This is a genomic window from Bradyrhizobium sp. AUGA SZCCT0283, from assembly GCF_018130385.1.
GTDB lineage: Bacteria > Pseudomonadota > Alphaproteobacteria > Rhizobiales > Xanthobacteraceae > Bradyrhizobium.
On the sequence record NZ_JAFCLU010000050.1, the window covers coordinates 1 to 22,450 of the forward strand.

Consider the following 22,450-nt stretch of genomic DNA (forward strand, 5'->3'; position numbering starts at 1 on the left):
ACGCGATGCATGCGACCCGTGCGGCGGTTGAAGAAGGCATCGTGCCGGGCGGCGGCGTCGCCCTGCTGCGCGCCTCCGAGCAGCTCAAGCGCATCAAGACCGCGAACGACGATCAGAAGACCGGTGTCGAGATCGTGCGCAAGGCGCTCTCCGCGCCGGCCCGCCAGATCGCGATCAACGCTGGTGAAGACGGCTCCGTCATCGTCGGCAAGATCCTCGAGAAGGAGCAGTACAATTACGGCTTCGACTCGCAGACCGGCGAATACGGCAACCTCGTCACCAAGGGCATCATCGACCCGACCAAGGTCGTTCGTGCGGCGATCCAGAACGCGGCCTCGGTCGCGGCTCTGCTGATCACCACCGAAGCCATGATCGCCGAGCTGCCGAAGAAGAACCAGGGCGCCGCAGGCGGCATGCCCCCGGGCGGCGGCATGGGTGGCATGGACTTCTAAGGTCCAACCTCTCAAGGCGGTTATTCAAGGAATGCAGAACCCCGGCAGCGATGCCGGGGTTTCTGTTTGAGCGTTGATTTTTCTCGCAAGCCCGCAATAACATCAGGCGTCATTCCGGGGCGGCGCGGAGCGCCGAGCCCGGAATCCATTGCTACGCTTGCTCATGTCCTATTATGTCTACCTCCTCGCAAGCGACAAATGCGGAACGCTTTATCTTGGCGTGACGAACGACATCGTTCGCCGCGTGTACGAGCACAAGAGCAAAGCGGTCGCCGGCTTCACGAAGCGATACGGCGTCGACAGGCTGGTCTGGTTCGAAATTTACGACGACCCCACAACGGCCATTGCCCGCGAGAAGGAACTAAAGAAGTGGCGGCGAGCCTGGAAGATTCGGCTGATTGAAGAGCGCAATCCACAGTGGATCGATCTATATCCGCAAATATCTACCTGATACTTGGACGGATGGATTCCGGGCTCGGCGCTTCGCGCCGCCCCGGAATGACGAGAATGGCCTGCGATCCACGGAATGCACCCCCACCCCGGCAGCGATGCCGGGGTTTTTGTTTGAGCAGACGGGTGCGGAGGACCGCTGCCGCGCAGTGAACGCCGACGCCCGCCGCAACGTCACGCTGAAAAATTCGCAACGTCACGCTGAAGAAAACACTTCACGCTCGCTAGGATATCCTTGTTATGCACACCGCTCTAAAAATATACGATGGTGTATGTTGACAATTTCAAAAAATATTTTCGCGAGAGTCGCAAACCGAACCGACAGTCCGACGTTCCGTAGTCCAGAGTAATGTCGGGGCTGGATCAAGGTTCACCCAAAATCTGATCGAACACGGAGCGCGAGCTTTCGTGGCGCTGGCGAGCGTCGCGGGGAATGCTTTCGCCTGAGAGGGATAATCGTGCCGTGAGTGAAAGCGAAGTGAAAGTCACGCTGAACGCGACGGAAACAGGTGAGCCGATCAGGAAACACTTCACCAGGGTTTTTCATCGAGCCGGCCAGGAAAGCCGCGCTCAACGTCCAAGGTTTGTTTGAGGAGGGATCCGGCCGGTAGGAAATAAGCCAGTAACGAGCAAGAGCCCCACTGCCCGATGCTCGATCAGACCAGGTGCGCGATGCCCCCCAAATCACCCGCACCGCCAACAGGCGCATTCCAACCGGCCGGTGCTTTCTGCAAGGGATAACAAGAAAACAATCTCCAGGGAGGGCGACATGGGTATGGTCATGGTCAAGTGTCCGCAAACCGGACACGCGATTCCCACCGGCATCCAGACTGATCGTGAGAGCTTTGGGCGTAGCGCGGTGTTTTTCTCGCGCACCCGTTGCCCGATTTGCCGCGCCGATCATGCCTGGTTCGCGCGGGAAGCCTGGGTCGACGAGCCAGGCATCCGGATGCGGCACTGCAGCGCGGACTCGCTGGCGTAAGCGTCCACACAGATCAGGTTGTCATCGCGATGGGGGGACACCATGGCGCGAGTGCAAATCCCAACTGAAACATCCACCTGGCTGCTGCAGGCCAAGGAATTTCTTTACGAAGCACGACGGCTGAAGCCGGGTCCTGAGCGCAATGATCTGCGCCAGACGGCGAAGGTGCTGCGAGAGATTGCGAGACTCGAGGCGGCATCCGAGCAAGCACCCGGCCGAGATTGGCGGCAGAGAACCGGATCGGGCGGAGAATCCACTGTTTGATGCGGCTTTCCGGGAATACCGCAGCGGCAGGTCGCGATGCGGAAGGTCGAGCGGTTGCGCGGAAACGCGCTTACATGGCACCGCCCGATTTACTTCCTGGAATGCGCCGGTCTTCGGGCAGAGCCGCCGCGCGAGATCGGGCCAAATTCGTCGCGAACATCTCCTCGACTTCGAGATGCATGACGTTGTGGCATTCGCACGCTGCCGCCGCGAGCCGCGCCGGGTCGATCTCGATCAGGCCTCGTCGATCGGACCTGATCGCTCCACGCGCGCGCAGATTGCGCATCAGGAGCGTCACGGTCGTACGTCGCACACCGAGTATTTGCGAGAGCGCCTGCTGGGTGAGCGGGAGCACATCATGGTCGACGCGGTCGCGAAGCTGAAGCAACCAGCGAGCCATGCGCGCTTCGACCGGGTGAAGCGCGTTGCAGGCCGAACCGAGCTGAAGCTGCTTCAGCATCGCCCTGACGTGAATCTGGACCGCGTGCCGTATCGCAGGGCTCCGGTTGAAAGCGGCGTGAAATCGCGGTGCGGGTATCCGGGCGGCGGTGCCGGCCGCACGAACGACCGCGGTATTATCTGCAGACGACGGCCCGAGCACCGAAAGAATACCTACCGCCCCTTCGCGCCCGACTGCGGCGATGGCAACTGTATGCCCGTCCGCCATCTCGATCATCAGCGAGATGGCGCCGCTATAAGGGAAGAAGACGTACTCGATCGCGTCACCCGCCCGCGAAATGACCGCGTCCTGATCGAGCGCGACCATCTCAAGCTCGGGCCTCAGCAGGTCAAGGTCCAATGCCGGCAATGCAGCAAGAAGGCGATTACCTATTACCGCAGGACGCGTCACTGCGTGGAACCCGCGGTGAGGCGTCTGCGACCATCGCCATTTGGAGCGTCCCGGAACGGCGGCCTGAACATGAATTTAAATCTGCTTTCTCTACGCACACTCACTCAAACAAGCTCTCAATTAACAACAAACTCGAAACGCTCGGGCGCGAGGCAGACTGCTCGCGGGGCCTCAAGGAGTTAGATGCAAATGGGCCTCCGGACGCAACCATAAAATACGCATGGGTAACACCGTAAGCTTACGGGACCGTGCGGTTCCAATTCCGACGTACGGCAAGCCGACTAGCGCTTGAAGCGGCAGCTTTTGCTTCTCAATGAGCCGCGCAACCACGAGATCCCCGTCGAGCGTCGCGGCGCCAGCGTTGTAACGCAGCCACTAGTGTCGCGCTATTGCACCACAGTGCCGATCCGTCCGTAACGAATGGCAGGCGGCGCGCCGTTGCCGCCGGCGTCGAGGGAGAAGAAGATCATGCCGACGCGACCAATGACATTCTCAACCGGAATGTATCCCACGGCCATCCATCGCCAACCGTCTGTCTTGATGGTGGGCACGCTATCGCTTTGCCTACCCTGCGGCCTACTGAAATGCGACTTCGGCAAAGCTTCTGAGCTTGCGCGAATGCAGGCGCTCGGATTCCTGGTGCTTGAGCCGTTCGAGCGCCTTCAGGCTGATCTCGAGATGTTGACCGACGCGTCGGCGGTAGAATTCGCTGGCCATGCCGGCGAGCTTGATTTCGCCGTGCAGCGGCTTGTCGGAGACGCACAGCAAAGTGCCGTAGGGGACGCGGAAGCGATAGCCGTTGGCGGCAATCGCCGCGGACTCCATGTCGAGTGCGATAGCGCGGGATTGCGACAGCCGTCGAATGACCGACGGGCCGCTGATTTCCCAATTGCGATTGTCGACGCTTGCGACCGTTCCGGTACGCATCAACCGCTTGAGCTCAAAGCCGGTCAGCCCGGTAACCTCGCCGACCGCTTCCTCGAGCGCGACCTGCATCTCGGCAAGCGCCGGGATCGGAACCCAGAGCGGCAGCTCGTGGTCGAGCACGTGATCCTCGCGGACGTAACCATGCGCGAGCACGTAGTCGCCGAGCCGCTGCGTATTCCTGAGGCCCGCGCAATGCCCCACCATCAGCCAGGCGTGCGGCCGCAACACCGCGACGTGGTCGGTGACGTTGCGCGCATTGGACGGACCGGTGCCGATGTTGATCAGGGTAATGCCTCGATAACCGGGCTCGACGAGATGAAAGGCAGGCATCTGTGGCGCCCGCTCGGAGGTAGTCCCGGTCGTACCGCCGCCAAGCCGCGCATTGCGCGTGATCGCATTCCCGGGCGCAACAAAGGCATCGGGACCGATCTCGCCCGATGCGAGACGCTGCTGGCACAGTTGCACGAAGGCATCGACATAGAACTGGTAGTTCGTGAAGATCACGAAATTCTGGAAATGCTCGGGATCGGTGCCGGTGTAGTGATAGAGTCGGCGCAGCGAGTAATCGACCCGCGCTGCACGGAACAGGGACAGGGGTTCGGGTGCTCCGGGGGGCAGCTCAAACGTGCCGTCGGCGATCGCATCGTCCATGGCGGCAAGATCGGGCGTATCGAACACGTCGCGCAGCGTTCGCGTAAAGGCCGAGCTGTCGGCAATCGTCAGCGCTGCCTCGATGTTGATGTCCCGCCGATAGGCGAAATGAATTGGAATAGGCTCGTTCGACTCGCCGATTTCAACCGGCACGCCGTGGTTCTTGACCAACAGCTCGATTTGTTCGGTGAGATAGGTGCGGAAAATATCCGGGCGCGTCACGCTGGTCTCATGCACGCCTGGCCCCGCGACAAAGCCGTAAGCGAGACGCGAATCGAGCCGCGCATGCGTAGAGGTCGTCATCCGCACAAACGGATAACAGGCTCGCACGCGCGTCGTGAACGCCCCGCCATTGACAGAGGCTTCAAAGCGATCGCGAAGGAACCGGGTGTTGCGCTCGTAGATCTCTTCGAGACGGGCAACGGCCGCACCGGCATCGACGAATGCTTCGGTCGCGAAAGGCGGTGGAGTTTCGACGAGCATTGCGGATCACATGTCGCTTCGCGCCAGACGGTTGTCGAGCGGAGACTCACGCTCGATCAGCAAATATAACCACAATCGAGTCTCGTTCCAGACACGTCTGGGGTCGTACTCGGAAATACCCCGTCGTCCCGGGGCTTGCCCCCGCGTTCGCAGGGACGACGAATTTCTGCGAGGCGCCTGGTTTGCGCCATGACAGGTTTGCGCCACCGGGCGCACGAGAGCAGCGACCCGATCCCGCTACTGGATCTTCGCCAGCACCGCGAGGCGGCGGATGCCCTTGTTCTTGTAGGCGTCGAGGAACGCGTAATAGTCCTTGAACGAGACGCAGCCGTTGGACTGGCCGCTCGGCCCGAGCATGTAGGTGTGCGCGAGCAGCCCGTCGCGGCCGTGGATTTTTTCCTCGCCGCCGAGCGGCGTCAGCCGCAGCGCCGGCACGCCGTGAAACAGCGCCTCGCGCGGCTTCAGTTCGTAGATGTGCGGCGGCGTCACGCCCTGCATCCGCACATGCGAATAACGCACGTCGTCCATCTTGGAGCCGAGCCCCGAATGCGCCTCGAGCCTGGTGCCGTCGGGCAGATACACCGTCTTGGCGGCGATATCGTACACCGCGGTCTGGCGGTCATAGGGCGGCGATCCGCCCATCATCGGGTTCTGGCTCCGCGTATCGATGATGCTGCCGGTGACGCTGGCGTCGGCGGATGCATAAGCCAGGAACCCACCAGCCGGCTGCTTGCCCCACAGCTTTTCGACCATGGTCTGCTTCTCGTTGGAGGCAATTGACATCACGGCGGCCTTGGCGCGCTGCGCCATGTCGCGAATGGAAGTACCGGATGGCTTCGCGGCCTTGTCCTCCGCAGTCTTGGCGTCGGCCTCCTTCGGCGCCGTGGCCGGAACGTTCAAGGCGAGCTTGGTGGCCGGTGCGGAAACTTTTGGCTTCGGCGTCTCAACAGGCTTCGACGCCTGAACGGCCTTCGGCGCTTCGGCCGGCGGCGAAGCTTCCGCCAGCTTGGTCGCTTCGACGGGTTGGGACCCGACAGATCTGGACGGCTCGCCTTGCGCCGCCGCTGCGGCGAACCGTTCGGTAAACATCAGCGAAGACGCGACGTTCTCTGGCGCGGGCATCACCAGCGGCCGTTGCTCCAGCGATGCGAATATTTCGTTGAAAGCCGGCTGCACCGGACGGGCAGCGACGGTGGCCGGGTTCTTGACGACGGGCGCCTCGAAGGCGGCGCTGCTCACTGTTGGATAAACGCTGGCGCCGAGCACGTTGGTGTAAACGGTCCAGGCGCAGCCCAGCACGAGGCCTGCGACCGCGACACCGCCGAGGAAATGTTGGGGAATGCCCTTACGGGAAGGTTTCCTGCGGTTGTGCACCGCAGGGCCGAACGCACGCATACGCTTACTCATTCACACAACGCCCAGAACAACAATTCCACCAAGTCCCCCATTTGATGCTGCGTCCGGATAGGTCCCCGGCAGCATCTCGCAGAGGCGCAGAGCGTCATTAAGGCGACTTCTAGTTAAATCCGGATTAAACGCGGGCGGATGTAAGGCATGGCCCAAATGCATGGAACTATTGGGGAAATTGTATCCGTAACGATGCGGGAATTCCGCCGCAATCAGGGACATCCGGTGTTTCTGCCCACCGGATGTCCCATATCGGGCCAAGTTGAGGCATTAGAGCGTTTTCCAGCGAAGCATGCCCTCGGACTTGATCCGGGGATGGATACCGTCGCGTCAAGAAAACGCGTCAAATCAAAAATCTACAGCCCTGTTCCGATTCCATCGGAACGGAATTGCTCTCTAGTCCTTGAACGGGTCGAACTCGTTCTCGCCGGCCATAACGGCCGCGGACGCAGCGTATGCTGCACCTTGATCGAGCGAGCGTGCTCGGCCAGCACCTCCCGAGCGCGGCGCTAATACTTCAACCGCGGGTACCAGTCCTTGCCGCGGCCTTCCGGCGTCGTGTCCAGAATGGTCCACAGCGGATCGATGTCGGGCGCGCCGCGCGGGTCCTGTTCGGGATCGGCGGTCGATGGTCCCATTTCGCCGGACCAGAAATGGCGAATGCTGCCGTCGCGGCGCGTGAACACGTTGTAGCCGGGCGCATCGGCATCGGCTGCGCTGACGTAGTCGCGCGTAAAATCGCCCGACCCGTCCGAGTAGATCCGGTGCTGTGTCCAGCCGCGCGCCCTCTTCGCCTCGATCAGCCGCGCGATCGGCGAGCGCGCCACGAACACGAACGCGATGCGCTGCTCGACGTCGGGCAGCTTGCCTTCCCAGGTGCTCATGAAGGAGGTGCACATCGGGCACGGCTGCTCGCGTGCAGGACCGAACATGTAGCTGTAGATCACGAGCGTCTGCTTGTTGCCGAACAGGTCCGACAAGGTCGCCTTGCCGCCCTCGCCCTCGAACGCATAGTTCTCCGTCACCGCCCCTCCCGGCGGCAGCGCGCGGCGCAATGCGGCGACGCGTTCGATGTGGCGGCGCAGCTCGATCTCCTCCGCCAGCAATTGCACGCGGGCGCGGCGATACTCGGCGCTCTCGTTGGGAAAGCGCACGCTGTTGCCGCGTGCGAGTTCGGCGGCGGGTTTCAGGGTGGAACCGGACATGAGAGGACCTCGGCGTTGGTTGCTCGGTTACAAGACGCGCCGCGCCTCACGGATCCGACACCCGCGGGAAAAAAACTCGGCCCACAACCGCCCCATTCCGCCCGTTTTCGAGCCGGTTTGCGCGGATTTTCTGCATGGGAGCTATCGCCGAACCTTAACCGCCGGAGGCAGACATACTATCGCCTGCCGAGGGCTTTGTACTGGAGGCCGGTCCCATGATACGGTACCGTATCATCAACACCTGTTTCGCCCATACCCCGAAGGGGAAGCTGCCATGATAATATTGGCACGCACCGGAACTATCGCTGTTGCAAGCCTCGGCCTCCTCGCTGGAGATGCGTTGGCCCAGCCAGCGAAACTGGGTTGTATTTCCGCGCCGACGGCTCAGGGAACGCAAACGCTCCATTGCCCGACGGCGATCACGATCGTGGCCGAAAGTGGTGCGAAGTTCGAGCTCAGGGATCGCAACCGCGACGGCCACGTCGATTCCGTCGAACTCAGCAACAAGGCCATGCTGCTCGACGTGCCGAAGAAGCCGGGCCGCGCCAAGTTCAACGTGGTGACGCCGCAGGCCATTGCCGCGGTGCGCGGCACCAAATGGGCGGTGGACGCCGAAGGTGCAAAGACATCGGTCTTCGTCGTCGATGGCCGCGTCAGCGTGGCGCGATCCGCCGGCCGCGGCAGCGTCGTACTCGGCCCCGGCGACGGGGTCGATGTCGAGGGACCAGGCGAGTTGATCGTGAAACGCTGGCCGCCCGCGCGCGTGACGGCCCTGATGGCAAGATTGGGACAATAGATGACACGCAAATGAGCCGTCGACGTCTTCATATTCTGGTTGCGTTGCTCTGCACGGGATGGTGGGCAGGCGCGATATGGCTCGGCCATACCAGCGGCCATTTGCGGTTTCTCGACCGGCTCGAGTCGGCATTATCAGATGTGCGAACGCTGGCGCGCGGCGTAAGGGCGCCGCCGGACCTCGTCACGATCGTTGCGATCGACGACACTGTCGTCAAACTCGGCGGCACCTATCCGCTGCCGCGCGCGGAGATAGCGAAAATCGTCGAGGCGATCGCCCGGCTGGAGCCGAAGATCATCGCGATCGATCTTCTTTTGGTCGACAAGGGCCCCGCCGGCGGCGATGCGGCGCTCGCAAAATCGCTCGCGGCGAGTCCGAGCGTGCTTGCCGCGGCGGCGGTATTTTCGAACATCGTTCAGCCTTCCGCGGAAGACGGCGGGCCGCTGGCCCGCCTGCCGAAGGCCGACCGCTTCCTGCTGCCGCTGCCCGCCTTTGCCGACCGCGCGGAAGTCGGCATCGCCAATGTGGCGACGGGCCAGACCGGCACGCCGCTGTCGATCCCGATGCTGTTCCGGACACGCGACAAAATCGAATTGTCGTTTCCGCTTCGTGTCGCGTCCGTCGCGATCGGCCAGAAGCTGACGATCGAGCCCGATCGCCTGCTGTTCGGCGACCGGCCGATCGCGACCGCTTCCAATTATGCGCTGCCGATTTCCTATTACGGCCCGCGCCGCACCATTCGCACCGTCAGCGCCGCAAATCTGGTCGACGGCCAGGTCGACAAGGAGGCCATCGAGGGCCGGATCGTCGTCCTCGGCGCGACCGCAACCGGCGCCGGCGACTTCTTTCCGACGCCGTTCGATTCAATGATGCCGGGCGTGGAAATCATTTCCACCGCGATTACGCATCTGGTCGCAGGGGACGGCGTCGTGCGCAACCGGCCGGTTCGCATCGTCGAGGCCATTATGACGATCCTGCTCCCGATACTGCTGGTCGGCTTGCTGGCGTGGCGGCGAAACGCAGTCGGTCTGCTCACGGTCAGCGCGGTGATGCTGGCATGGGCGGCTGCGAATACGGTTGCTTTCGCGTACGGCATATGGCTCGACACCGCGACAACAATGGCCGCGACGGTGCCGCCGGTCGTCCTGTTCGGTACGTTGCAACTATGGTCGGGCCGGCGCAGCGCCCAGCATCTCGCCGCACAGAACAAGCTGCTCGAACAATTCCAGACGCCGGGCCTGCAGGAATGGCTGACGCGCGATCCTGACTTCCTGCTGGCGCCGGTCAGGCAGAATGCCGCCGTGGTGTTCGTCGACCTGTCCGGATTTACCTCACTCAGCGAAACACTCGGTCCGGATGCCACCAGGGGGCTCTTGAAGGAGTTTCACGCCCTGGTCGACAAGGAAGTGACGCGGTGCGGCGGCATGATCACGAGTTTTCTCGGCGATGGCGCCATGATCCTGTTCGGCCTGCCCGAGGCTAGGCCGGATGACGCTGTGCGCGCGGCGCAGTGTTCGATCGCGCTCTGCGTCAGGACCGAGCGCTGGATCGAGGCGTTGCCGCCGACGATCGCCGTGCGGATCGGCTTCAAGATCGGCGCGCATTTCGGACCGATCGTCGCCTCCCGGCTTGGCGGCCGCAACCATCAGCACATCACCGCAACCGGCGACACCGTGAACGTGGCGAGCCGTCTGATGGAAGTGGCGGCCCGCCACGATGTCAGGCTGGCACTGAGCGATACGTTGCGCGTCGCGGCGGAGCGCGCCGGCGCCCGGCTGAAGACCGGCAACCTTGCCGGCCCGGTCGAGACGCAGATTCGCGGCCGGTCAGGCTCGCTCACGGTCTGGCTGTGGCGGGGCGAACATCCCACCATGGATCAACGCACGCATCCTGACGCCGCGGAGTAACCGGCCGCGCGCTCTATCGCGCTTCCGGCGGCGGCGTGCGGTCGAGCACCTCGCCCTTCGGACCTTCCAATGCATCGAGCGCATAGGTCTCGATCACCAGCGGGCCGCGCTTGCGCGAGACCTCGCCTGCCCGTTCGACACGGGCAAACCTGTCTTTCAGATAGGGCGTATCGCCGAGCCATGCCTCATATACATACAACAATTTGCCGGCGAGCTGTGCCGTATCAGGTTCGGGCATGTTTATCCAACGGATGCGCTGGCTATGCTGCGCGACGCAGGTGCCCTTCGGCAGATAGAAGGCGAGCCAGGCGGTGGTGCCGTAATCCGGCGCGAGCACGCATGTTGCGCCGACGCGCGCCCTCACCGCCTCAATTCCATCGGCCGTTTCGCGCCAGCCGACGCCGACGCTGCGCACGGTGGCATCGCGGCGATAGCCCGACAGCACGCCGGTGTCGGCCTGCACGACCAGCAGTACGAACATCAGCACGCCGCCCGGCGCCGCCCAGCGCCGGCAGAAATCGACCAGGCGCTGCCAGCGTGGCTCCCATTCGACCAGATGCGCGGCGACGGCGGCGGCGATCGCAAACGCCGGATAAATTGGTCCAAACCAGTTGGCCTCGACACGGGCATGGAGCGAGTGCCAGACGAAATAGGCGACGATGACCCAGAACATTGTATTGACGAGCGCGCGCGCCGGCAGCGCGCCGGCGCGACGGCGGAACAGCGCGTAAAGCCCCATCGCGCCGAGGATCCATACCAGCGGCGTCGCGAACGCGATCTGCGTCGGGATCAGCTCGGCGATGAAGACCGGGTGGAAATCCTCGATCCTCGCCCGCCCCATCTGCTTGATAAAGGAAACCCAGCGGTGCTCAGCGTTCCAGAGAATGACGGGAGCAAACAGCAGCAGTGCGACCAGCCCGCCGAGATAAAGCCACGGCGAGATCAGCCAGTGCCGGAGCTTGGGAACAGCGACCAGCCAGATCAGAATCGCCGGCCCGAAGAACAGCGCGGTGTATTTCGACAGCAGCGCGCAACCGGCGGCGGCGCCGACCGCCAGCCACCACACGCCACGGCCGGTCTGCAGCACCTTGGCGAGCGCAAACAGCAGGAAACTAGACGCCACCAGCAACGGCGCGTCCGGCGTGACGATCATGGTGCCGACCGCGGCCATCAGCGTGATGTTCAGAAGGATCGCCGATGAGGCGGCCACGCGCCGGCTGCCGAACAGGATCGCTGCGGCCTGGTAGATCGCCCAGCTCATCGGCAGCGCCAGCAGGATCGAGACCAGCCGCACGCCGAACTCGGTATCGCCCGCGATCAGGGTGCCGAGCCGGATCACCACCGCGACCATCGGCGGATGATCGTAATAGCCGCCGGCGAGATGCTTCGACCACATCCAGTAATAGGCTTCGTCGAAGGTGATCGGCGTGAACGCCGCGGCAATCAGGCGTACGCCAACCAGCGCCAGGATCGCCAGACCCGTGTTGAGAGCAACCCGCGCCTCGTTCGGATTCATTTTGGAGCCCTTTTGGTTCTGATTGAATCAGAACCAGGCTCTACTTTATCGTTTTGACGCGTTTTCTTGACGCGAACCGGCATCCACCCCCGGATCAAGTCCGAGGGCATGCTTCGCTCGAAAACGCTGTTGGTCATCGCCTGCGCCAGACGAACAGTCCGGACATGGCATAGTTCCAGACAACGCCCATCAGCGCGCCGGCAAGCCCCGCGAGCCACCAGATCGGTTCCTGGTCGAAGACCGCGAACGCGACGCCGACATTGGCGAGCAATCCGACGCCGCAGACGAGATAGAACAGCAGCAGGCCGCGCAGGATCGCAAATCCCTTCAGCCGCTGGTCGCGATAGGTGAGAAAATTGTTCAGGACGAAGTTGCTGGTCATCGCAACCAGCGCGCCGGCGGCCTGCGCCTCCGCAAACGGTTCCTTGAAGATTTCGAGCGCGATGAACAGCGTCGCGAGGTGCACCACAAGGCCGGTGCCCCCGACCATTGCGAACAACAGGAAACGCAGCGAAACAACATCGTGCGTCAGCTTGGCCAGCACCAGGCCAAGGAAATCCAGCGCCACCATGGAATCGAGCTTGCTCTCGCCGTGCTGGCGCGAACCGAAAGTATAGGGAATCTCGACCGCGCGCAGCTTGCCCTGCCCGGTCACAATGAGGTCGAGCAAGATCTTGAAGCCCTGGGTCGAGAGTTGCGGCGCCAATTGCTCGAAGCGGTCGCGGCGGATCATGAAGAAGCCGCTCATGGGATCGGCGACCTCGACCTTCAGGACGCGCCTGGCGACCTCGGTTGCAAGCTGGCTGGCCCCTGCCCGCTGCTTGTTGAAACTGTCGGCGCTGCCGCCCTCGATATAGCGGCTGCCCACCACGAGTTCCGCCTTGCCGCTCCGCAGCAGCGCGACCATTTTCGGCAGTTGCGTTTCATCGTGCTGCAGATCGGCGTCGATGACAGCCGCGTAGGGGCCGCTCGAGGCTAAAATACCCTCGATGCACGCACCCGACAGGCCGCGCCGCCCGATCCGGCGGATACAGCGGACGCGGGAATCCTTCCGCGCCAGCCCCCGCACCACTTCCCAGGTCCCGTCGGGGGAATTGTCATCGACAAAGATCACTTCCCAGCCGATGCCGGTCAGCGTGGCCTCCAGCCGCCGGTACAGCACGGTGACATTGTCGCGCTCGTTGAAGGTCGGGACAACGACCGAAAGCTCAGGCAAACCGGCCTGCGACGGGGTTTCGGGGCCCGGTTTGATGGCGTCATTCATGATCGCCAGCGTATATCCGCAGCCGCCCGACATGCCAAGGCGAGCTTCAGGAACGAGGTGACTGGACGGTGAAAACGGGGGCGAAATCGACCCGGTGTCGGCCCGCGAGGTCGAATCAGTAGCCGCCGCCGGACCGGGTCCGGGGCCTACTTCGCTTGAAAATGCTCTGAAATGCCAACGACCACGAACAGAGGGCGCGCGTACATCCGGCGCAGCCAAACTATTCATGGTCGTCCCAGCGCCGGAGCCTTGAAGCGTCAACGTCGCCGTTGGATAGCAGATAGGAACGCCCGGGGCATTCCGCAAGAAGCGATCCCGCCCCTACTGGTTCGGCACTTCCCGAATCACCGGTCCGCGCGGGGCTGGCGCCGCAGGAACCGGCTGAAGCGCCGGCGCGGGCTGCTGAAAGTTCGCCGGCTTGGCGGGCTTTCCGAACTGGCCGATCGGCCCGTAGGCAATTGCAACCACCATCACGATCGATGCGACGATGGCTCCCAAAAGACCGGCGACTGATTGCGAATTCATACTCAACTACCCCTACGCCTGACCGGGAACTGATATCATGGAAAAAGCTTTTGAAGGAATAGTCTCGGCGTCCGCCATCGACAAAACCAGCGCCGACGCCGGCCTCCAAAATCTCACCACGCGAGCGCCGCGTAACGGACAAGCAAGAACCGCGATTCCATCGTAAACATGGCGGAGTCTCGGCCTTCGGGTTGACAGGGAATAGGGGAAAAAAATGTCGACGACAGATGACACCAAACCGGCCGGGAAATCCGGACGGCGTAAGGGCAAGGGGGACCGGCGCAAAAAAGCAGTTCCCCAACAGAGTTTGCCTGAGAGCCCGGCGCCGGCTCAACTGCAGAGCCCGGATCAGGATCAGGAACTCCAGCAGCCAGAGCCGGTTCACGCGGAGAGCCCGAAGCTGGATCAGCAGCCGGCCGTCGAGGAGCCCGTCGTTACCGTCGCCGCGTCACCCGAGCCGCAGCCGGCCGCCGCGCCCCCGCCTTCCGAGCCCTCGCCCGTCGAGCCCGTCTCAGCCGAGTCCGTCTCAGCCGAGTCCGTCCCAGCTGAGTCCGTCCCAGCCGAGTCCGTTTCAGCCGAGACCGCGTCAGCCGAGCCGTCACCAGCCGAGCCTGCGCCGGTGAGCCTGCAGACCATCGCGAATGCCTATCGCGACTACACAAGGAAGTCGATCGAGGAGTTCGGATCGTTCGTCGAACAGCTCAGCGGCGTTCGCTCGCTCGACAAGGCGATGACGGTTCAGAGCGAATTTGTGAAGCGGGCCTATGAAACCTCGGTCGCCGAGTCGCAGAAGATCTGCGAACTGCACAACCGCCTTGCCAAGCAAACCCTCGACCCGTTCAAGGGGTTGACGGGCAAGACGCCGGCGACGCACGGCAAGCCCTGAGGTTCACGCGAGACCGGTTCGACGCAAATGAGTGGAAGCAAGAGGCTCCGGTTTTCCGGAGCCTTTTTGTCGAAGGATTCCGCCTATGAGCCGGCGCCCTGGCTCTGGCCGCGTTTCGACGCCGGTCCCGCCCCGCGCATGTAGTGCCGCTCCGGCCGGTAGCGGCCGGCCCAGGCGCGCACGATCTTGCTGGTGAGGGTTGATATCCACTGGATGATGGCCATCGAATGGTCCTTTCGTCCTGCAATCCGAAATTCACACGCCGAGCTGGCCAGTCAGCCGCTCGCGGAATGAGGAGCTGCGCTGGTCGAGCCCAGTGAAGGTGACGGTCGCGCCATGATCGCGGTATTTGGTTTCGATCGAATCCAGCGCCGCGACACTCGACGCATCCCAGATCTGGGAATGGGTTAGATCGATCAGAACGCGCTTGGGGTCGGCACCGTAGGAGAAACGCTCGACGAGATCGTTGCTGGAGCCGAAGAACAGCGGCCCGTGGACGCTGTAACGGACCGACTGGCCGTCCTGGCTCACGGTACGTTCGGCGCGAATGACATGCGCGACCCGTCGCGCGAACAGGATCATCGCCAGCATCACGCCGACGGCAATGCCGACCGCGAGGTTGCTGGTGACGACGGTCACCGCAACGGTCGTTACCATGACCAAGGTTTCGGGGATCGGCATCCGCTTGAACGTCGTCAGCCTGACGCTGTGCCAATCGATCGTCTTGAGCGCGGCGATCATCATGACGGCCGCCAGCGCGACCATCGGGATCTGCGCCATCAACTCGCTAAGGCCGGTCACCAGCACCAGAAGCACGATGGCTGCGACCGCCGTCGAAATCCGGGTGCGGCCCTGTCCGATCTTCACGTTGACGACGGTCTGGGCGATCATCGCGCATCCGCCAATGCCGCCATAGAAGCCGGCGGCGATGTTGGCAACGCCCAGCGCCCAGGATTCCCTGCCCTTGTGCGACCGCGTGTCGGTCAGGTCGTCGACCAGCTTGGCGGTCAGCAACGTCTCGAGCAGGCCGACAAAGGCAACGCTGATGGCGATCGGCCAGATGATGCGGAGCGTATTGAGATCGAGCGGGACCGCGAACGCAGTGATGCTCGGCAACCCCGGCGCCATCGCGCCTTCGCCACCGACATTGGGGACCGGCAGCTGCCCCACGATCACAATCGCCGTCACGACGATGATGGCGACCAGCGGCGCCGGCACGGCGGTCGTAATCCGCGGCATGACGAGGACGATCGCAATCGTCAGCGCGAACAGGGGATAGACCAGCCATGGAACGTTGAGGATATGAGGCACCTGCGCGGCGAAGATGAGAATGCCGAGCGCGTTGACGAAGCCGATCATCACCGAACGCGGGATGAAGCGCGTCAGCCGCGCCAGACCGGCAAGGCCGAACACGATTTGAATAACACCGGCAAGGATGATGGTCGGCAGGATGTAGCCGACCCCATGCATCTTTACCATCGGGCCTATCACCAGCGCGATCGAGCCGGCCGCTGCGGTTACCATCGCCGGCCTGCCCCCGAGAACCGACATCACGAGGCACAGCACGATCGAGGCGACCAGCGCCACCTTGGGATCGACGCCCGAAACGAACGAGAACGAAATCACCTCGGGGATCAGCGCCAGCGCCGTAATGATGCCGGCCAGCGATTCACGAACGAAGAGGTTCGGGGCGCGAAGCACCGCAGAGATCGACGGCGAATCTTCGAATTGTGATTGGGTAACGGCGGGGCTGGCGACTTGCATGGGAATTTCCGGAAAATGTTGACGGCGTGTTCGAAGCCGGTGGCGCGTCAGCCGCCCGGCGGTTTGCGGACGACACAGCGGAAGCCGATGTGACAGGTGGAAGAATCGACCGTTTCGCCCTGGCGGGCCGACGGCCGGTAGCGCAGGCAGTAATTGGGCGCGCAGAGATGCGAACCGCCCTTCACGACACGGCGCGTCGACTGGTCATCGCCCGCATTCGGATGACAGCAGGACTGCTCCTGTTGATCGGGCGCCGCGTCATACGGGCTCGACGTCCATTCCCAGACATTGCCGACCATGTCGAACAGGCCGTAGCCATTGGCCGGAAACGCGTCGACCGGCGACGTACCCTCGTATCCGTCCTCATTGAGATTTTCGTGAGGGAAACGGCCCTGCCAGGTATTGGCGAGAAACCGCCCCTCTGGGTTGGCGGCATCGCCCCACGGATAGGCCTTGCCTTCGAGACCACCACGGGCGGCGAACTCCCACTCAGCTTCGGTCGGCAACTCCTTGCCGCACCACGCCGCATAGGCGAGCGCGTCCTCATAGGCGACATGCACGACGGGATGATCGTCGCGGCCAGCGATTGAACTCCCCGGCCCTTCCGGCTGCCGCCAGTCCGCGCCGGGTCTGTATTCCCACCAGGCGAGATTGTTGCGCAGGCTGACCGGACGATCCGGTTTGACGAACACCAGCGAGCCCGGCACCAGCAGCGCGGGGTCTGCGTCCGGATACATCGCCGGATTGGGGGGGCGTTCGGAATAGGTGACGTAACCGGTCGCCTCGACGAATTTCCGGAATTCGCCGTTGGTGACGGGATAGATGTCCATCCAAAAACCCTCGACGAAGGCCGGACGGACCGGGCGCTCTTCCCGATAGAAGCTGTTGGAGCCCATCAGGAAGCCGCCGCCTGGAATCCAGTTCATGGAGTCCGGCTTGACCGCATCAGGTACATTGGCCGATTTGACCTTGCCGGAGAGAGCGCAGCAGCCCTCTCCCCGGCGATGGCCGGCTGCACCATGCGCGATCGTTTCCGCTCTCGTCGGTGCAGTCATCGCGTTCAGGCCTTGGCGTGCTGCTTGGGCACGAAATCGAGCGGAGCTCCCGGTGGAATAAGTTCCTCCTTCTTGGCGCTCTCCTCGAAATCCCTGATGATGCGTTGCGCGTGCTGCATCACCCACCAGCGGACATAGCGCTGGTTGACGGCCTCACGCTCCTTGGGGTCTTCCTGCAGATGCGTGATGCGGGCGAAGCCGAGCGGCAATTCCGGATCGTGGAAATGCTGCTGCCGCTTGAAGTTGATCTTGAAGTCCTTCCACTTCACGGCGTGCAGTTCGTCCTTCAGCCAGACGATGCAGGACTCGCGGTTCGAGGTCGGCTGCTTGCCGAGGAAGAACGGGCTCTGGTCGACACCGTCGATCAGCCGGTCGGCGGGCGCCTTGCAGCCGGTCATCGACAACAGCGTAGTGAACATGTCGGTGACATGCACCATCTCGTTGCTTTCGACGCCTGCCGGAATGCGGTTCGGCCAGCGGATCAGGAGCGGGGTGCGGATGCCGCCTTCCGCCGAGCTGAAGTAGGATCCATCGAAGAAGCCGCCGGTGCCGCGGCCGGCGAGATGGTCCTCGGCGCCGTTGTCGCCGCACATCACCACGATGGTGTTGTCGGCAACGCCGAGTTCGTCCAGCTTGTCAAGCAGCACGCCGAAATCGTGATCCAGCATCAGCAGGCAGTCGCCCCAATCGCCATTGGTGCTCTTGCCGACGAATTCGTCGCGCGGGCTCATCGGGAAGTGCATCAGCGAGTGGTTGAAGTAGCAGTAGAACGGCTTGTCCGCCTTGACGGACTTTTCCATGAACTTGATGGCGCGCTTCTGGTACTCGAGATCGCAGGTCTTCTTGGTCTCCATGGTGAGCTGCTCGTCCTTGAGCGGCCATGCACCCTTGCCCTTGACGCCTTCATGCATGTGCGAGAAGCCGTCGCGCTCCGCCACGTAATGCGGGTCGGTCAACCACATGCATTCGTCATAGGTGCGCAAGGGGCCATACCATTCGTCAAAACCGTGATCGGTCGGGAAACGGCCGTCCTCGGCTCCGATGTGCCACTTGCCGTAGATCGAGGTTGCGTAACCGGCTTCCGACAGAATCGAACCGATGGTGCGCTCCCACTTGACGATGCCGCCGCCATTGCCGCCGAGCGCGATGGTGTGGTTGCCCGAGCGGATCGGGAAGCGTCCGGTCATCAGCGCCGAGCGGGTCGGCGTGCACTGCGGTTCGACGACATAGTGCGTCAACTTGACGCCTTGCTTGGCGAAATTGTCCATGCGCTTGGTATCGGCGCCGCGCAGGATGCCGCCGCCGTAGCAGCCGAGTTCGCCCATGCCGAGGTTGTCGACGTGGAAAAACAGTATGTTTGGTTTACTTGCCATTGAATTCTCCGATCTGTGACGCAGGCGCACGTCGTCGTTGACGCGCGCGCTTCTTCGCGTCTCTCCTTGGTTGATGTCGTTGATAGATGTTTCGCGCCTGTTCGGCCGCGACGTTCAAGATTCTCTCAGAAGATTTCGCCTACTCCTTTCGGTCCCACTTTCATTCCAAAGCCTGAAAGGCCTCGATCCTTGATTTCCGGCGCCATTGCCGCGAGCGACTCTTCCCGGATCAGGCCCTTAAGCTCCTGCACCAGGTTCATGAATTCCGGCGTGTCGGTCATCTCGGCCCTGCGCGGACGCGGCAGCGGCACTTTGATCTCCGCCTTGATGCGGCCCGGCCGCGCGGTCATGACGTAGATGCGGTCGGAGAGGAAAATCGACTCTTCGATATCGTGCGTGATGAACAGCACCGAGATCTTGAACTGCTGCCAGATGTTGGTGAGAATTTCCTGCATCACGACGCGGGTTTGCGTGTCGAGCGCGCCGAACGGCTCATCCATCAGCAGGACCTGCGGACTGGTTGCCAGCGCGCGGACAATGCCGATGCGCTGCTTCATGCCGCCGGAGAGCTGGTCGGGATAGTGGTTCTCGAACGACAGCAGCCCGGCGAGGTCGAGCAGCGCGCGCGCCGTGGTGTTGCGTTTACTTTGGTCGACGCCCGCCATCTTGAGGCCGAACTCGACGTTCTTGCGAACCGACAGCCAGGGAAACAGCGAGTATTGCTGGAACACGACGCCGCGGTCCGAGCCCGGCTTTGTGATCGCCTTGCCGTCGAGCCTGGCCTCGCCAAGCGTCGGCTTGACGAAACCGGCGACGATGCTGAGCAAGGTCGACTTGCCACAGCCGGAGGGGCCGATCAGCGAAACGAACTCGCCGGGCTGCACGTTAAGCGACACATTCTCGACGGCGACGACCTTGTCGTCGTTGGCGCCAAATGTGACTCCCATATCACGTACGTCGATGAAACCCTTGTTGGTTTCAGTACCTGCCACTGCCATTGTCATCGCTTGCCTCCTGGTGCGAATGCCAACCATGGCATCAGGAGGCTGCCAACCATCCGGATGATGCCGCTGCAGGCCAGTCCAAGGAAACCGATGGTAATCATGCCGAGCACGATCGCGGGATAGTCCACCAGCGAATAGGCTTCCCAGGTGAAGTAGCCGACGCCGAACTGACCCGAGATCATCTCTGCGGCGATCAGCGATACCCATGCCACGCCCATGCCGACGGCAAGGCCGGTGAAGATGTGCGGCAGCGAGCCCGGCAGGATCACGTTCAGGAACAGCCGGAACTCACTCGCGCCCAGGCAGCGTGCCGCCCGTATCAACACGCCATCGAGCGAATGCACCCCGTGGATGGTGTTGAGCAGGATCGGAAAGAAGGCGCCGATGAAGGTGATGAAGACGATGCTGGCCTCATTGTTCGGCCACAGCATGATCGACATCGGCACCCAGGCGATCGCCGGGATCGGCCGCATGATTTCGACCACCGGCATGAACAGGTCGCGGACGCGCTGATACTTTCCGATTGCGAGCCCAAGCGGCACGCCGATGCTCAAGGCGATGAAGAAGCCGAGCAGGATGCGCCGGACGCTGATGGCGATGTTGACGAGATACTTGTTGGACAGCCCGACCTGCGTCAGCTGCTGATACACTTCGTAGGGCGTCGGAACGTTCTTGAAGCGAATGTAGAACTCGAGCCGGTACTTGGTCCCGAGATACCAGAACAGGAACAGGGCTCCGATCGAGATGCAGGCAAGTGCGGCGGTGATGATCCGCTCGCGCGTGATCTTGGCGAGCAGGCTCCGCAACACCTTGGTCAGCGAAACCGTCGGAACAGGCTCAGGCTCCGGCACGGGAATTTCCGCGACCGCGACCGGCGCAGATGCGTTTGCCGTCGCTCCCGTAGCGGAAATTTCGGCTGCGGGAGGCTTCACGGCGGCAACCGCCGGCTCGGGAACGGAATGCTTCTCGACCATCGGGAGCGCTACGATTTTCGCACTTGCCAGGCTGCCCATTCAGTCCACCCTATTGTCCTACATTGATCGCGCCGAGCACCTCGGCATAGGTCGCCAGCTTGCCGCTGTTCTTGGCCGCGTAGGCTTCCGCGTCCTTCTTGAGCAGGAACGGCACCACGTCCGGCTTCTTCGGATCCTGGCCGCCGATCGAATAGAACGCGGCGTCGGCGAAGACCTTGATGCCGAGCTGATGATCGACCAGGTAGACGGCGTTGAATTTCTTGCCTTCGGCGCCGTACTTCTTCACGCCGAGCAGCGTGCAGACCGGTGAGCTGAACGACACGATGTCGCCGCCCTGGATCCAGATCTCGCCAGTCTTCTTGGGATCTTTGACCGGCGCGTTGCAGATCGGATCGGTGCCGGTAACGTTGTAGGTATCGAACGAGGCTAGCTGCTTGTCGTAGTCGAGCCCCTGCTCCTTGTAGGCCTGCCGAACATACTTGTCGTTGACCCAGGCGCCGATGTTGAGCTCCTTGATCATGTTCAGCTTCTGCAGAATGGCGTAGTTGTTTCCAACAGATTCGATCCATTGCGGCTTGATGGTCGCATCGAGCGTGTGCACACCGCCCGGTCCCAGGAAGATGTAGACCACTTCCTTATTGATCTTGGTCCACTCCTCGATCTTTTCGGCGGCGAGCTTGGGATTCTTTCGCATCCAGTTGTTCGCCTCCATCAACGCATTGATGTAGGCCACCACGATCTCCGGATATTTCTCGCCGAAGTCCTTGCGCACGACCACGCCGTGGAATGTCGGAGTCTTGGTCTCGGCGCCGTCATAGATCTTGCGCGCAAAACCCTTGAACGGCAGCAGCTCTGCGAACGGCACGAAGTCGCCATGCGCGTCAATGCGCTTTTCCTGCAGATTGGTGCTGCCGACTTCCGGCGATTGCGACACCAGATTCCAGAAATCGGGCGGCAGTCCGCGCTTCTGCAGCGAGGTCAGCATCATGCCGTGCGCGGCCGAGCCGAACGGCACCGACACGTTCTTGCCCTTGAGGTCGCCGAGTTCATAGAACGGCGAGTCCTTGTGGACGACGATGCCGTTGCCGCCCCCCACCGCATTGTAGGCGATGATGGCAACGAGCTGGGTTTCGTTCTTGGTGGCCTGGCCGGTGGCGCCGTTCACCATCAGCGGATAGTCGCCCATCATGCCGATCTGGATGTTGTTGGCCATCATGCCGTTGGTGATCGGCGGGCCTGATGTCGCGTTCTGCCAGCTCAGCTTGTACTGGAAATCCTTGTACTTGCCGGTTTTCGGCAGGTGCTTCTCGAGAAGGCCAAGCTCCTTCAGAACGACGCCACCCGTTACCGTATTGGTCGTCGTGTTCTGTGTGCCGATGCCGATTTCGAGAGTCTCTGCGCTTGCGGTCGCAGGCACAAACCCGATGGCTGCGGCGACGAGCAAAGGAAGGAAGCCAGAGAATTTAGACGCAGGGCCGACGCTCATTAGACAAATCCTTTCGAACTGACTGTGCGGGATTTTGTGCAATGCCCACGCGAAGCGCCCCGGCCACAACGGACTGTGACGGGCTTACTCGGCGCTGAGCAGGCTGACTGGCTTGACGGGGATGATGGTGCAAGCGACATGCCACGGGGCCCGTGCTGACGACCCGCAGCGGGTTTTGTTCGCGAAGGCCCGGATCGCGAACGGCGTGGTTAAAGAAGGAAGTTGACGT

At 62.5% G+C, this 22,450-nt stretch carries 22 protein-coding genes; 7 read left to right on the forward strand and 15 right to left on the reverse strand.

All coding sequences use genetic code 11. The features are described 5' to 3' along the window. The 4 genes from JQ624_RS35520 to JQ624_RS35535 all read left to right on the forward strand — a co-directional run. Positions 1-452: TCP-1/cpn60 chaperonin family protein (locus JQ624_RS35520; protein WP_283817007.1), on the forward strand; the 452-nt coding region annotated here is incomplete at its 5' end. Positions 453-615: 163 nt separating this feature from the next. Continuing rightward, positions 616-903: a GIY-YIG nuclease family protein gene (locus JQ624_RS35525; protein ID WP_212423536.1), complete on the forward strand. Its 288-nt coding sequence runs from the start codon at positions 616-618 to the stop codon at positions 901-903. A 768-nt stretch (positions 904-1,671) separates the two neighbouring features. After that, a complete protein-coding gene (locus JQ624_RS35530; protein WP_212423537.1) occupies positions 1,672-1,884 on the forward strand; it encodes a hypothetical protein in 213 nt (70 codons plus the stop codon). A 42-nt stretch (positions 1,885-1,926) separates the two neighbouring features. Next, positions 1,927-2,148 carry a hypothetical protein gene (locus JQ624_RS35535; RefSeq protein ID WP_212423538.1) on the forward strand — a complete coding sequence of 74 codons (222 nt, stop codon included), beginning with the start codon at positions 1,927-1,929 and terminating at the stop codon, positions 2,146-2,148. Positions 2,149-2,218: 70 nt separating this feature from the next. Here JQ624_RS35535 and JQ624_RS35540 read toward each other — a convergent pair whose 3' ends face one another. The 5 genes from JQ624_RS35540 to JQ624_RS35560 form a co-directional block, all read right to left on the reverse strand. Beyond that, the gene (locus JQ624_RS35540) at positions 2,219-2,998 is read right to left on the reverse strand and encodes a Crp/Fnr family transcriptional regulator (RefSeq protein WP_212423539.1); all 780 of its coding nucleotides are present in this window, start codon (positions 2,996-2,998) and stop codon (positions 2,219-2,221) included. A 386-nt stretch (positions 2,999-3,384) separates the two neighbouring features. Then, on the reverse strand, positions 3,385-3,549 hold the full coding sequence (locus JQ624_RS35545; RefSeq protein WP_212423540.1) for a hypothetical protein: 165 nt from the start codon (positions 3,547-3,549) through the stop codon (positions 3,385-3,387). A 25-nt stretch (positions 3,550-3,574) separates the two neighbouring features. After that, entirely contained in the window at positions 3,575-5,059 is a 1,485-nt protein-coding gene (locus JQ624_RS35550; RefSeq protein ID WP_212423541.1) for an AMP nucleosidase, read from the reverse strand. A gap of 237 nt (positions 5,060-5,296) precedes the next feature. Then, complete coding sequence (locus tag JQ624_RS35555; protein ID WP_249130327.1) at positions 5,297-6,466, reverse strand: DUF2778 domain-containing protein; 1,170 nt, start codon at positions 6,464-6,466, stop codon at positions 5,297-5,299. A gap of 509 nt (positions 6,467-6,975) precedes the next feature. Beyond that, entirely contained in the window at positions 6,976-7,671 is a 696-nt protein-coding gene (locus JQ624_RS35560) for a DUF899 family protein (RefSeq protein WP_212423542.1), read from the reverse strand. Between the two features lie 274 nt (positions 7,672-7,945). On the opposite strand from JQ624_RS35560, the gene JQ624_RS35565 reads away from it, so the two are divergent. Then, positions 7,946-8,467, forward strand: a complete 522-nt coding sequence (locus tag JQ624_RS35565) for a FecR domain-containing protein (RefSeq protein ID WP_212423543.1) — start codon at positions 7,946-7,948, stop codon at positions 8,465-8,467. Positions 8,468-8,478: 11 nt separating this feature from the next. Then, positions 8,479-10,374, forward strand: a complete 1,896-nt coding sequence (locus tag JQ624_RS35570; RefSeq protein WP_212423544.1) for a CHASE2 domain-containing protein — start codon at positions 8,479-8,481, stop codon at positions 10,372-10,374. Positions 10,375-10,387: 13 nt separating this feature from the next. Here JQ624_RS35570 and JQ624_RS35575 read toward each other — a convergent pair whose 3' ends face one another. From JQ624_RS35575 to JQ624_RS35585, 3 genes are all read right to left on the reverse strand, one after another. Beyond that, positions 10,388-11,890, reverse strand: a complete 1,503-nt coding sequence (locus JQ624_RS35575) for a glycosyltransferase family 39 protein (RefSeq protein ID WP_212423545.1) — start codon at positions 11,888-11,890, stop codon at positions 10,388-10,390. A gap of 133 nt (positions 11,891-12,023) precedes the next feature. Further along, a complete protein-coding gene (locus JQ624_RS35580; protein WP_212423561.1) occupies positions 12,024-13,154 on the reverse strand; it encodes a glycosyltransferase family 2 protein in 1,131 nt (376 codons plus the stop codon). A gap of 321 nt (positions 13,155-13,475) precedes the next feature. Then, positions 13,476-13,679, reverse strand: coding sequence for a hypothetical protein (locus JQ624_RS35585; protein ID WP_212423546.1), 204 nt, complete (start codon positions 13,677-13,679; stop codon positions 13,476-13,478). Between the two features lie 214 nt (positions 13,680-13,893). Between JQ624_RS35585 and JQ624_RS35590 the strand changes: the two genes are divergently transcribed. Beyond that, the gene (locus tag JQ624_RS35590) at positions 13,894-14,565 is read left to right on the forward strand and encodes a phasin family protein (RefSeq protein WP_212423547.1); all 672 of its coding nucleotides are present in this window, start codon (positions 13,894-13,896) and stop codon (positions 14,563-14,565) included. Positions 14,566-14,648: 83 nt separating this feature from the next. Here JQ624_RS35590 and JQ624_RS35595 read toward each other — a convergent pair whose 3' ends face one another. The 7 genes from JQ624_RS35595 to JQ624_RS35625 all read right to left on the reverse strand — a co-directional run bounded on the left by JQ624_RS35595 (position 14,649) and on the right by JQ624_RS35625 (position 22,221). Then, positions 14,649-14,789: a hypothetical protein gene (locus tag JQ624_RS35595; protein WP_212423548.1), complete on the reverse strand. Its 141-nt coding sequence runs from the start codon at positions 14,787-14,789 to the stop codon at positions 14,649-14,651. A gap of 31 nt (positions 14,790-14,820) precedes the next feature. Then, positions 14,821-16,329, reverse strand: a complete 1,509-nt coding sequence (locus JQ624_RS35600; RefSeq protein ID WP_212423549.1) for a SulP family inorganic anion transporter — start codon at positions 16,327-16,329, stop codon at positions 14,821-14,823. Between the two features lie 47 nt (positions 16,330-16,376). Then, a complete protein-coding gene (locus tag JQ624_RS35605; RefSeq protein ID WP_212423562.1) occupies positions 16,377-17,255 on the reverse strand; it encodes a formylglycine-generating enzyme family protein in 879 nt (292 codons plus the stop codon). A gap of 134 nt (positions 17,256-17,389) precedes the next feature. Continuing rightward, entirely contained in the window at positions 17,390-18,757 is a 1,368-nt protein-coding gene (locus JQ624_RS35610; protein WP_249130329.1) for an arylsulfatase, read from the reverse strand. A 125-nt stretch (positions 18,758-18,882) separates the two neighbouring features. Beyond that, a complete protein-coding gene (locus JQ624_RS35615) occupies positions 18,883-19,755 on the reverse strand; it encodes an ABC transporter ATP-binding protein (RefSeq protein ID WP_212423564.1) in 873 nt (290 codons plus the stop codon). A gap of 2 nt (positions 19,756-19,757) precedes the next feature. Further along, positions 19,758-20,774: an ABC transporter permease gene (locus tag JQ624_RS35620; protein WP_249130330.1), complete on the reverse strand. Its 1,017-nt coding sequence runs from the start codon at positions 20,772-20,774 to the stop codon at positions 19,758-19,760. Between the two features lie 10 nt (positions 20,775-20,784). Beyond that, positions 20,785-22,221 (reverse strand): ABC transporter substrate-binding protein, encoded by a 1,437-nt coding sequence (locus tag JQ624_RS35625; protein ID WP_212423550.1) that lies wholly within the window; start codon positions 22,219-22,221, stop codon positions 20,785-20,787. Positions 22,222-22,450 lie beyond the last annotated feature (229 nt).

Excerpts from the sequence above, each read along its gene's own strand:
- JQ624_RS35525 (WP_212423536.1), top strand. The coding sequence starts at position 616 with ATGTCCTATTATGTCTACCTCCTCGCAAGCGACAAATGCGGAACGCTT.
- JQ624_RS35530 (WP_212423537.1), top strand. The coding sequence starts at position 1,672 with ATGGGTATGGTCATGGTCAAGTGTCCGCAAACCGGACACGCGATTCCC.
- JQ624_RS35535 (WP_212423538.1), top strand. The coding sequence starts at position 1,927 with ATGGCGCGAGTGCAAATCCCAACTGAAACATCCACCTGGCTGCTGCAG.
- JQ624_RS35550 (WP_212423541.1), bottom strand. The coding sequence starts at position 5,059 with ATGCTCGTCGAAACTCCACCGCCTTTCGCGACCGAAGCATTCGTCGAT.
- JQ624_RS35555 (WP_249130327.1), bottom strand. The coding sequence starts at position 6,466 with ATGAGTAAGCGTATGCGTGCGTTCGGCCCTGCGGTGCACAACCGCAGG.
- JQ624_RS35560 (WP_212423542.1), bottom strand. The coding sequence starts at position 7,671 with ATGTCCGGTTCCACCCTGAAACCCGCCGCCGAACTCGCACGCGGCAAC.
- JQ624_RS35565 (WP_212423543.1), top strand. The coding sequence starts at position 7,946 with ATGATAATATTGGCACGCACCGGAACTATCGCTGTTGCAAGCCTCGGC.
- JQ624_RS35570 (WP_212423544.1), top strand. The coding sequence starts at position 8,479 with ATGAGCCGTCGACGTCTTCATATTCTGGTTGCGTTGCTCTGCACGGGA.
- JQ624_RS35575 (WP_212423545.1), bottom strand. The coding sequence starts at position 11,890 with ATGAATCCGAACGAGGCGCGGGTTGCTCTCAACACGGGTCTGGCGATC.
- JQ624_RS35580 (WP_212423561.1), bottom strand. The coding sequence starts at position 13,154 with ATGAATGACGCCATCAAACCGGGCCCCGAAACCCCGTCGCAGGCCGGT.
- JQ624_RS35585 (WP_212423546.1), bottom strand. The coding sequence starts at position 13,679 with ATGAATTCGCAATCAGTCGCCGGTCTTTTGGGAGCCATCGTCGCATCG.
- JQ624_RS35590 (WP_212423547.1), top strand. The coding sequence starts at position 13,894 with ATGTCGACGACAGATGACACCAAACCGGCCGGGAAATCCGGACGGCGT.
- JQ624_RS35595 (WP_212423548.1), bottom strand. The coding sequence starts at position 14,789 with ATGGCCATCATCCAGTGGATATCAACCCTCACCAGCAAGATCGTGCGC.
- JQ624_RS35600 (WP_212423549.1), bottom strand. The coding sequence starts at position 16,329 with ATGCAAGTCGCCAGCCCCGCCGTTACCCAATCACAATTCGAAGATTCG.
- JQ624_RS35605 (WP_212423562.1), bottom strand. The coding sequence starts at position 17,255 with ATGAACTGGATTCCAGGCGGCGGCTTCCTGATGGGCTCCAACAGCTTC.
- JQ624_RS35610 (WP_249130329.1), bottom strand. The coding sequence starts at position 18,757 with ATGGCAAGTAAACCAAACATACTGTTTTTCCACGTCGACAACCTCGGC.
- JQ624_RS35615 (WP_212423564.1), bottom strand. The coding sequence starts at position 19,755 with ATGGCAGTGGCAGGTACTGAAACCAACAAGGGTTTCATCGACGTACGT.
- JQ624_RS35620 (WP_249130330.1), bottom strand. The coding sequence starts at position 20,774 with ATGGGCAGCCTGGCAAGTGCGAAAATCGTAGCGCTCCCGATGGTCGAG.
- JQ624_RS35625 (WP_212423550.1), bottom strand. The coding sequence starts at position 22,221 with ATGAGCGTCGGCCCTGCGTCTAAATTCTCTGGCTTCCTTCCTTTGCTC.